The organism is Sulfuricurvum sp. RIFCSPLOWO2_12_FULL_43_24, assembly GCF_001829605.1.
In the GTDB taxonomy this organism is placed as follows: Bacteria; Campylobacterota; Campylobacteria; order Campylobacterales; family Sulfurimonadaceae; genus Sulfuricurvum.
In genome coordinates this window covers 1-10,843 of record NZ_MIBT01000124.1, presented here as the reverse complement: position 1 = coordinate 10,843, position 10,843 = coordinate 1, and the positions used below count along the sequence as shown (strand labels likewise).

The following is a 10,843-nucleotide window of genomic DNA, read 5'->3' as shown; positions in this document are numbered from 1 at the left end:
CGGATGTCACATACGTACCTGCGGTAGCACCTGCAAGAACGCCGCTGTCTTCGGTAAAGTCATTGGCGGTAACTTCGATCGTCGGAGTATCGTTAACCGGGGTGACATTGATATTGACTGTTGCTGTATCGCTACCTCCTTGTCCGTCAGAGATAGTATAAGTAAAGCTTGCAGGCCCATTGTAGTTTGTATTTGGAGTGAAGACAATATTGCCATCCACTAAGGCAACCGTTCCATTCGTCGCATCCTGAACACCGATGATACTCAAGGTATTTCCGTCGATATCACTATCATTGCTCAATAACGTAGCGGGAAGAATGGTAAGAGAACTATCCTCCGGTGTACTCAACGCATCATTTTCTGCTTCAGGGTCGTAGCTATCGTCTGTAGCGTCAGGTGCAGTATTCTGAGTCTGAGGATTATCCGGTTCTAAGGTGACTGCTAATGGAGAACTCTCGGTTCCTGTTAAATAACTGCTTGGATCTCCGCGTGCATCATTACGATCTGCGAATTCAGCTCCTGCATTTGCATCACCGACAACCTCTTGTCCGGCAGCGGTTTCTTCCAAATTCTCAGGATTTAATGTTTCTGCTAATGCTTGTTGAAGGGCTTTGACATCGAGAGCTTCTCCTTCATCAAGGACTGAAAATACCGATTTGTCGAGTAAAATTTCATCATTTCCATTGAGGGTCAGTTCACGTCCCCCTTCTAAAGTTAAGGTAACTTTTGAGTCGGTGCCCAAAGCATATACCATCTCATTCTCATGAAGTGCTTCACCGACATTTAATACATGTAACTGATCATTGAGTGTTTTAACTGCAGCTTTTCCACTGATAGATTTAACTGTCCCGACTGTACGTGCCATGATAAACTCCTTCTTTTTTGTAACTTCTATTGTAGAACAAAGAGGAAGGGGAAACTATTGTACCTTGGTCCAATTTTACAATTTACCTTGTACTTTGGTCCAATATAAAATACGATTTATAGGGATATATCGTTAGCGAAGTATCAAAGCGAGGGAGAGACGATCGGTAATTTGAAGTTTTTCAAAGATAGAGGTTATATGCGCTTTGACCGTTCGCTTGGTGATTTGTGTCCGTTCAGCAATCTCAGTATTATTGAGTCCTTGTGCTACATACTCTGCCACTTCTCTTTCCCGTTTACTGAGAAGACTGAGTCGAGGGGGCTCTTTTTTTTCACCGGTGGGGACATAGGTCTCTTTGATCAGCGTATCCAAAAACTGTGGAGTGAGCCAGACATTTCCATCGCTTACGACATCCATGGCGTGGGTAAGATATGAACTGTTCAGGTAACTGTTTCCATACCCTTTTACCCCCATTCTAAGCATCGCTACCCCTTCTTGAAACTTCGGTACATCGCTTAAAAGGAGGATATTGGCCTGAGGAAATTGGTAATGAAGAATCTTTAAAAATTTTGTGATTTCATCTTTCATGGAGTTGTTATGGAGTAAAAGGGTGCTTTGAGGGTGTATTTTTAACATCTCCAAACATGCATCTTCGCTCTGGCAGTGGATCATATCGTATTCGCTACTGAGCGCTTCTTTCCACTCTTGTAAAATGGATTCACGTGTTGTATAGGTTAAAACTGGTTTCATCTCAGTGTTCTCCTAAAGCGTTTTGTTTAACTTTCAAGATTGGTTTGAGGATAAAGTCCATGACCGTTTTTTTGCCGGTGAGGATATCCACATCAACGGTCATCCCCGCCATAATATCGAGCGGTTTTCCGTCTTTAACTAAAAAACTTTTATCGGTTGCAATGCGGACCAAGTAGTAGCTGTTATCTTTCTCATCCGTGATAGTATTGGCACTGACGTGTTTGACCGTCCCTTTAAGTCCTCCGTAAATCGAAAAATCGTAGGCGGTAAATTTAACATTGGCACTTTGCCCCGGATAGATATAGGCGATATCGGAAGGTCTGATTTTTACCTCTACCATCAGCATATCATCCTCAGGGACAATTTCGAGCATATCCATCCCCGGTTTGACAACCCCCCCGATGGTATTAACCAAAATTTGGTTAATAGTTCCGTTTACGGGTGAGCGGACGATCGTGCGGTCTACCCGATCGGCGAAAACGGATTCGGATTCTTTGATCTGCTGAATTTCAGCGGTGACACTGTTAAGCTCCTGTTTGGCTTTATTACGGAATTCGTAGACGATTTCCATCCGTCTCTTTTGAAGCTCTCCGATGTTTTCTTGAATTCTTGCAATGGCATGCGCCGTTGCTTGATAGTCACCTTTGATCATCGCCGCTTGACGCTTCATCTGTAAAAACTGTACTTCGGAGACAACCATGTTTTTGGTTAGCGGTTCTGTGATCGCCATTTCTTGAGATATAAGGTCATAGGCATTTTTGAGCTCTTCTCTTTTGGCTCTGTTCTCTAAAAGCTCTTTTCCTTTTTGAGAAATCTGTGCGTCAATGATCGCTACAGCATTTGAAAGTTGGCTTTGTTGCGACATATGCAGATTTGCCTCTTGGGAGATGAGTTGTGACATCCCTTGATGATCGGTGGCCGGAACGGAAAATCCTTGTCCGCTTGCTTCGGCGTTAAGACGATAGGATTTGGCTTTTAGCTCATTGATTTTGAGCTGCTTTTCATTAAATGAACCGGTAAAACTGATATCTTGTATTTTCATCAAAGGTTGACCTTTTTTAACCCGATCCCCCTCTTTGACAAACATTTCCGAAACGATACCCCCTTCAAGGTTCTGTATCGTTTGGATCCTTTGAGAAGGGATAACTTTTCCTGAACCGCGCGTACGTTCATCAATCTCAGCAAAACTGCTCCAGAGGACAAGCCACAGAATACCGATACAGGCAATCCAAACGACAATGTGAGAACGAGAAGTTTGCTGTTCTAAAACAGCGGCGCTCAGGCTCGACATGTACTCGATATCTTCAGGTGAGTAATCTCTATCGGAATCCAAAGATTTAGGATTGAAAAACGGGAACTTAATCATTGGTCGGTCTCGTTTGCGGTTTATTTTTCGTAAGTACTGACAAGATTTCTTGTTTGCTTCCGTCCATGACTACTTTCCCTCGATCGAGAACAATAATACGATTGACCATATTCAACATTTTTGTATCATGGGTTGAGAGCAAAAGCGTTTTCTCTTTCGTATTCTCATTGATATTTTGAACCAGATGTAATGCGAAGTTTTCATCCATCGAATTCGCGGGTTCATCCAGCAAAAGAATCGGTGAATCGAGTAAAAATGCCCGTGCGATCCCGATACTTTGCCGTTGTCCCCCTGAGATTCCGTCTCCACGCTCTCGAACCGGCATATCAAACCCTTTGGGATGATACTGAACAAATTCATCCACTCCACCGATTTTTGCGGCTCGAAGTATTGCACCATCATCCGCGTAAGGGGCTTTGGCAATAATATTCGTTTTGACGGTACCTCTGAACAAGGTCACTTCTTGCGCGACGTAAGCGATGTTTTGACGCAGGTCTGCCGGATCGATTTGGTTAATATCGATATTGTCGATCAGAACCGAACCCTTGTCCGGTGCATAAAGCCCTAAAATAAGTTTTAAAATCGTTGTTTTACCGGAACCGATCTTTCCGATAAATGCTACGCGCTCGCCCGGATGAACGGTAAAGCTTAAGTTTTCAAATATAGGTGAAATTTCATTCGGATAGGTGAACGTAACATTCCGAAATTCGATCAACCCCATAAATTTCGGGAGATTGAGAAACTCTTTTTCCGCCGGACGCTCTTCGGGTAGATTCATGATATTATCCAACGTCAAATAGGCCGTTTTAGTATGCTCGTAATTGGCCGATAAGGAAGCTATTTGTCCCATCGGAGCGAGAGCACGTGAAGAGAGGATGACAACTGCGATCAGCCCTCCCATTGTCATCTCATGGTCTTTGATCAGATAAACACCGACAATCAAAATGATGACGTTACTGAGCTGAATGAGAAATGTGGTGACACTTCCCAGCGAGTTAGATAGAATCCGCGATGTCAGCCCCTTGGAAGCTACATTTCCGGTTGCTTCTTCCCAAATGTACTGTGAATGGCTGTTTATTCCGAGTGTTTTGATCGTTTCTAATGTGTTAAGACTCTCTACCAGCACGGCATTTTTTGCTGCATTGGCATGATAGGTACTCTCAACGCTTCGCTGCAATGAATTTTTGATGCTTAATGCGTATCCGATAATTAAGAAGATAAACACAAGCGGCACCCACGTGATAATTCCGCCGATAATGTAGATAACCAACAAAAAGATGATGGTAAACGGCAGATCAATCAACAAGGCTAACGTCGAGGTGGCTAAAAAGGAGCGTATGCTGTCAAACTCTTTGAGGTTGTTGGCGAACGAACCGACGGACTCGGGAACATTGGCGAATTTTAGATTCATCACTTTTTGAAAAAGGATGGAAGAGATAATGATGTCACTTTTTTTCGCGGCAGTTTCTAAAAAGTACGAACGGGTAAATTTCAAGACAATATCAAGTAAATAAACAACAATTACCCCTAACGCAAGGACATAAAGGGTCTCGGTTGCGTCATTAGGTACGACTCTATCGTAGACATTCATGGTGAACAGCGGACTGGCAAGCACAAAAAGGTTGATAACCAAAGAGGCCAGTAGAACATCCGAATAGATTTTTCGCGAATGTTTTAATGATCCCCAAAACCATGACTCTTTATTGGTATGAATCAGCGGGTCGATAAATTGGTTAAAAGAGCGACTTTTTTTAAGATAATAGGCAAACCCTAAATATTGTTCTTCAAGCGTTTGGAGGCTGATCCACTGTTCAACCCCTTCCTCATCTTCGGGGATGATGATAAAGGCTTCTTCTTTGACAAGGTCGATTTTTTCCAAAATACACGCACTTTGATCCTTGAGGATCAAGACAACAGGGAGGACAAGGGGCGAAATGTTCTTTAGTGCGCGTTCAACGAGTCTGGCTTTGAATCCTGCTCGAGATGCCGCACGTGAGAAAACCGCTTTAGGATTGTTAATGGAAAACATTTCGGCCGTTGCTTTCCCCGGCGCTATCGGGAGATCAGCCGTCAATGCTTCGATGCTGTAGGATTTCCCATAGCGTTTGGTAAAAATCGATAAACTGACCAAAAGAGGGTCAATTTTAGAATATTTCAGCATGATATCCCTTTAGGCTAACTCATTACTTTCGTAAAACGTTTGGTAAGATCTTCCCATTGGTGCAATTTTTTGGTTGCGATGGAGCTTTTATGTTCCAATCCTTTTTCATACGCGATGAAATCATTGAGATTAAATCGATAGAGCGGTATATAATTCTTGGATAAAGTTTCCGGTACGATCGTGAATGCACGATTATCCAGAATCAATGGAACGGCGCCTTTGTATTCGTAATACGCTAAAACCATATGACGTGTTGTGAGATTATCGGTGACAACATAGGTCAAAAACAGTTTCTCTTCGGGGATACCCATCTCGAGCAACGTGAAGAATTTTGCGATTGCGTAGTCCTCACAATCGGCTCTCCCTTTCCCGAGCATCTCTGTGGGAGTTGCCCAATAATCACGATCCCCCCACACTTTTTCATCACTGGAATAAGGGACCTGATTAAAAAAATCATTGACACGGAATAACCGCTCATTCTCAGATAGACCCTGTGCATCCTTCAAAAGGTTTTTTAAAGAGATAAAGCGCTTTTTGGCACTCTCATCATACTGTATCGCAATCGATTGAAAGTTATACATTTGAATCTGTCTGGCACAAAGAGATGCTTTTACCCCAAAGACTAAAAAACTTACGATAACTGTTCGACGTATTAGCTTTTTAGGCATCTTGCTTTTTTATCTGCCCAACTCATAAAGTGGGGACTCCCCCAAGTTCTTTGGCTAATGTTCCGGTTCCTTCAAGAATACGGTAATTTGAAAATAGGAGATCATATTCGCTTGTTGTCACCTCTTTTTCGGCAGTGAAGCGCTCATTTTCGGTATTGAGCATATCCAGAAGGGTACGTCTTCCGAGTGCAAATTCTTGTTGATACGATTGGAGCGTATTAACGGTGTAATCCCTGTGCGCTTTAAGATAAGGAAGCTGCTTTTGGAGCTCTTCGTGGGCGATCCACGCATATTCAAGATTCTCTTTGACCCGTAATTTAATGTCGTTACTGCTTTGTTTCTCTTTTAAGACGTTGACTTTTTGTTTTCTATGGTTAGCCTGATAATATCCTCCGGAAAAGAGGTTATAGGTAGCTATCAGCATCCCCGATTTTGTTTCATCCGGCCCAGGTTGTCCGGAAACATTATCGTTGTCGCTTCTGCGCAGTTCAAGATCGACACGCGGATAATACGTTTTCATAGCAAGATTGACATCGTGCTCAGCTGCTTTGATATTATGGCTTTGGACCAAAAGAGATGGATAGTTGATATTTGCTTCTGCCAAAGCATCATCAAACGACGAAGAGACTTTATATCCGAATACCGGTTTTACTAGAGTTTCTGCAGCGACATCTTCACCGTAAAAACGTTTGAATTTTGCCATTGCATCTCGGTAATTGCTTTTTTGGATAATTACATTTGAATTGGCAAGTGCTACCCGTCCTGAAGATTGATCGATCTCTGATTTTGATCCGAATCCGCTTTCAGTACGCTCTTTGATTTTTTTATGAATATCTTCATGGGTTTTAAGATTGGTTTCGGCCAATTTCAAAATGTCGTATTGTTTTAACAATTCTAAATAGGCTTCTGTTGTTTGAAGGCTTAGCTGATTGGCTTTTTCCAGTATATTGGCTTTGGCTGCCGCGAGTCTCGCTTCTTGTTTTCGGACATCTTCGATAGTACCGAATCCTTCAAAAAGGTTTTGCGTCAACTTGATTTCTCGATCGTACCTTGTTAACGAGAGCTCGTTATAGGTTGAATTGGTTGTTTTTTCATTGCCATAACGGCCGATTACATCTATGCTTGGTAAATAACCTGCCTGTGCCATTTCAATGTCATACTCAGTGGCTTTATAGTTTTCGATACTTTGGAGAATGATTGGATTGGTTGATGTTACGTGCTGTACCGCTTGCTCTAACGTCAAGCCAAAACTGCTTAATGGAATCAAGATGGAAGCTAATCCGATTGATAAACCTTTTGTCATTTTAAACTCCTCATTTATAGATCATATACGGTTATCTTAATCCTATAAAAATTAAATTAAACTTAAGTATAGATGTATTGTTTACATCGCTTTGCGCAGAAGATCGATGGGCATTACAAAGAGTGCTTTAAAGAGTGGAGATACGCGCGTCGTTTTTTCATCGATTACTTCCAATGCGTTAAAGGTAAATCCTTCTCCATCGGTTGTGTTGGTCGGAGTCACGGTAAAGCTTAGCGGTTTAAGGGTGCGGATCATATTGAGGATGTTTTTATGCCGTTTGTCTTCGGAGGGGAGGAGAATATTTCCGTCTTTGGTTCGTACTTTTGACGATTCGATTAAAAGTCTCCAGTTATCGGCATGGAGAGTTTTATTCCATGTCATGGTGCCGTTTGTGTAGTTGATCTGTTTTTTTTCACCGACGATAATCCCTTCTCTGGTCGTTCGGATCGTTTCGGCGAGGGTGAGAAAAAAGTTTTTGCCTCCGATCGAGTCTGCGCATTCACGTAATAATTCATTCAATGGTTGTTCGGTTGTCATAAAGTATCCTTTTCTTTATCCTCATGATATCCAAATTTACCCTAATGAGTGGTTCCTTTTTTCTCCTCTTTATCGACTGACAGCAGTAAAACAGGCAAAATAAACAGATCGCTGAGGAGTGAAATGAACATCAAAACTGCTCCGTAAGCACCGATAAGTTGCAGAGATTGGAGTTGAGTGAACGTCAACAATGAAAAAACGATCATTAAGACGGTGGCACTGATGATTGCAGGAACGGCGGCATAGAAAAACATAATTTCCAAAGCATGTTTTCGGGTACGCCCGAAATAACGGCTTCTGAAATATTTGTATCCGAAATGGATAATAGTGTCAGAGGTCAACCCCACCGATATGGTCATGGCGATCAATGCCTCAATCGTGAGTTCAAATTTAAACAGTATCATAAATAATACGAACCAAATGATGGGGATAGCATTGGCTGCAAATCCGACCCATCCGATTGCGACCGAGCGAAAAATAATCCCCATTACCAGAGCAATGATGAGCAGTGCTGAGATCAATGATGAGACGAACAAGACCATTTTTTCCATTTTTGAACTTTGGGAAAGACTGTCGGTATCGGTAAAATAGATCGGTAACGCTTTATAGGATTCCAAAAAGCGTATAACGGCAGAATGATCTGCATTTTTTAACGTGATGGTGATATTGAGGGAGTCTTGATCCATATAGGATTTTTCAAGATCATACAGTTCGAGAAAAAATAATGCTTGCAAAAGGCGCTGTTCATCCAAAGGATTTTTCGGGGTATTCGCCAGATCAAGCTGCCTAAGAACTGTGATAACGGAATCGACTTTGACAACCCCGCCGGTATGATTGCGCAGATCTTTTTCGAACGTCTCTATTTTTTGGAGCATCCCTAAATCGATCTCTTGAAACGGCACTTTGAGCGTCATCGTCTCATCCGCAACATCACGTTCGAAAATGCTCGGAGAGAGGTAGAGACGAATCCCGACGAAGATGAGGATAAGCAGTGTGAAAAACATAAATTTTTGAAGCAGTTTCGGATTGTAGTGAACTTCTTGATTGGCAAACCAATAGCATAGTCGTGCAAGAGAAATTCTGGGATGTGAAACCGAAAAATAACTGAGCAGAGCAGGTAAAAATACAATGCTTGCCACATACGCTACGATCGAGGAAATCATTAAACTCAGGCTCATCATTGTGACAATGTGAGAGTCGGCAAAAAGGAGCGATCCTAAACTGATGAACAGTACCGGCAATGTCCAAACCGCCGGGTGAAGATTTCGATTAATACTTTTTTCGAGGGCTCGATTCGGATCACTTTTAAACTGTGAAACATGCCATCGATAGTAAAAATAGAGGTAGTGCCCGATGGCAATACTGACGACCATGAGGCTCATGGCAATATGAATTTGCTTATTACCGGTTAAGAGATAAATTAATGAGAAAGTCCAAATCAGGGTAATGATCGTGACGATGATCGCTCCGAATGCGGCAATGATGTTTTTGAAAACAATTTGTGACATTGCCATAACAACCAATAAAATGATCCCTATATACCAGAGATAATGAGATAATTTGGCTTCAACAAGCGGTTCGGAATATTCGTACACAAAGGGAATGTTCAATTGATCGAGTTGGATAGGCGTTTTGGAATGGATAATGAAATGAAATCGGCGGAAATCATCATTCACAAATCGGCGATAAGGCTCAGGGAGCGTTTTGACAAAAGTAATGATTTTTTTCGAAGACATTTGCGTGATCGGCAAGGCCTTGACCAAAGCAGATTCTTCAGAGGTTTGATCGTTGAAAATCATATACGCTGAAAAAAGAGATTCTACTTGCTCAACACCCTCCATATGCTCAAGTTCCGTTTGAACTGCTTTAAGGGTGTTTTTTGAAGCATCATTAAACATCGGAATATCGATGCTTAGACGTCCTACATACGTAGTCGCATACAATTGCTCCTGATTTTTTTGAAGCTGTTTGGATTCACTAAGCCAAAGGAGCGTATCTGAGGATATTAATTCAGGTTTGAGAAAATTAAGGGCAAACGATGAAATGATAAGGAAGAACGTTAGGATGAGTATTCGAAACCGTCGAATCAGGCGGATGTATCGTGATGTGTCAGGGGTGTGGTAATACATGGCTAATGGTTCTCTTTCAATATAATCAGATAAGGACGTTTTGAAATACCTAAGGCATTAGCGACGCTGGCTATATCATCTATTTTTGCTTCAATTTTGGGTTCATTTCGGAGATCTGTTGATATAACTTTAGCGCCTACCATCACTTCGAGTGTTCGTTGCAGGGGCGAAGATGACGCATATATCGCTGCTATTAGATGATGCGAATGGAAACGTTTTAATTCATAAAAAAAGATATAGTACCGATACATACTTCGCATTTTTGTATTCTCATTAATCATAGTGATAAAATCGCGCGAATGAGGACATTTCGGGTCGACAAATACATATACTTTTCGTTCTCCCTCTCCATAAATGATAGCATGTTGTTCGATGGGTTGAATTAAGGCAATTTGATGTTTGTTCGTATTCTCGGCCGCATGTAGTTGTAGGATAAATACACCGTGCAGTAGAATCATAAAATGAATGGCAGATGATAAAATTTTAGTTATGTACATCATAACGTCATTCTACATTAACTTTTATTACCATTTTGCTACAAATGTGATGAAAAAGTGATCAATTTCTATTTATTTAGTTTTTTTGTACGTTCATCTAAATTGGATAAATAGATTGTTTTAACCGCAAATATGTTATTTTTCGACTATGAAACAACATGAAACTGCCCCATTTTGGGAAACGAAAACGCTCGAAGAATTGAACCCCCAAGAGTGGGAAGCATTGTGTGACGGATGCGGACTGTGCTGTCTTAACCGGCTACAAGATGAGGATGACGATCAAGCACCCATCTATCTGACCCGTGTTGCATGCCATTGTTACGATATTGTCGCTGGACAATGCAGTGATTATGCTAACCGTTTTACGAGAGTGGAGGGATGCATGAGACTCACACCAGAACGGGCGGCAGAGTATACGTGGCTTCCTGAAACTTGCGCGTATCGTTTACGACATGAGGGCAAAACGCTCCCACTATGGCATCCGTTGATTACTAAAGACCCTCATTCAGTGCGTCCTTACGGTATGTACGCACTTGACCCTGTTTTAGAGAGTGAGGATATCGAGTT

At 41.8% G+C, this 10,843-nt stretch carries 10 protein-coding genes; 1 reads left to right on the top strand and 9 read right to left on the bottom strand.

Annotation, left to right across the window (positions count from 1 at the left end; genetic code table 11):
• The 9 genes from A3G19_RS11770 to A3G19_RS11730 all read right to left on the bottom strand — a co-directional run.
• On the bottom strand, window positions 1–865 hold an 865-nt coding region (locus tag A3G19_RS11770; RefSeq protein WP_294873064.1), incomplete at its 3' end, for a cadherin-like domain-containing protein.
• A 132-nt stretch (window positions 866–997) separates the two neighbouring features.
• Window positions 998–1,615, bottom strand: a complete 618-nt coding sequence (locus A3G19_RS11765; protein WP_015653225.1) for a response regulator transcription factor — start codon at window positions 1,613–1,615, stop codon at window positions 998–1,000.
• 1 nt (window position 1,616) lies between these two features.
• Entirely contained in the window at window positions 1,617–2,981 is a 1,365-nt protein-coding gene (locus A3G19_RS11760; RefSeq protein WP_015653226.1) for an HlyD family type I secretion periplasmic adaptor subunit, read from the bottom strand.
• Complete coding sequence (locus A3G19_RS11755) at window positions 2,974–5,142, bottom strand: type I secretion system permease/ATPase (RefSeq protein WP_015653227.1); 2,169 nt, start codon at window positions 5,140–5,142, stop codon at window positions 2,974–2,976. The genes A3G19_RS11760 and A3G19_RS11755 overlap by 8 nt, the downstream gene beginning before the upstream one ends.
• 14 nt (window positions 5,143–5,156) lie before the next feature.
• Window positions 5,157–5,810 (bottom strand): transglutaminase-like cysteine peptidase, encoded by a 654-nt coding sequence (locus A3G19_RS11750; RefSeq protein ID WP_041192396.1) that lies wholly within the window; start codon window positions 5,808–5,810, stop codon window positions 5,157–5,159.
• A gap of 22 nt (window positions 5,811–5,832) precedes the next feature.
• Window positions 5,833–7,113: a TolC family outer membrane protein gene (locus A3G19_RS11745; protein ID WP_294873062.1), complete on the bottom strand. Its 1,281-nt coding sequence runs from the start codon at window positions 7,111–7,113 to the stop codon at window positions 5,833–5,835.
• An 81-nt stretch (window positions 7,114–7,194) separates the two neighbouring features.
• A complete protein-coding gene (locus A3G19_RS11740; protein ID WP_015653230.1) occupies window positions 7,195–7,650 on the bottom strand; it encodes a hypothetical protein in 456 nt (151 codons plus the stop codon).
• Window positions 7,651–7,691: 41 nt separating this feature from the next.
• Complete coding sequence (locus tag A3G19_RS11735; RefSeq protein WP_015653231.1) at window positions 7,692–9,779, bottom strand: hypothetical protein; 2,088 nt, start codon at window positions 9,777–9,779, stop codon at window positions 7,692–7,694.
• Between the two features lie 2 nt (window positions 9,780–9,781).
• The gene (locus A3G19_RS11730) at window positions 9,782–10,279 is read right to left on the bottom strand and encodes a hypothetical protein (protein WP_291750935.1); all 498 of its coding nucleotides are present in this window, start codon (window positions 10,277–10,279) and stop codon (window positions 9,782–9,784) included.
• Between the two features lie 145 nt (window positions 10,280–10,424).
• Here A3G19_RS11730 and A3G19_RS11725 point away from each other — a divergent pair.
• Window positions 10,425–10,843 (top strand): YcgN family cysteine cluster protein (locus tag A3G19_RS11725; protein WP_294873059.1); only part of this gene is annotated, 419 nt, incomplete at its 3' end.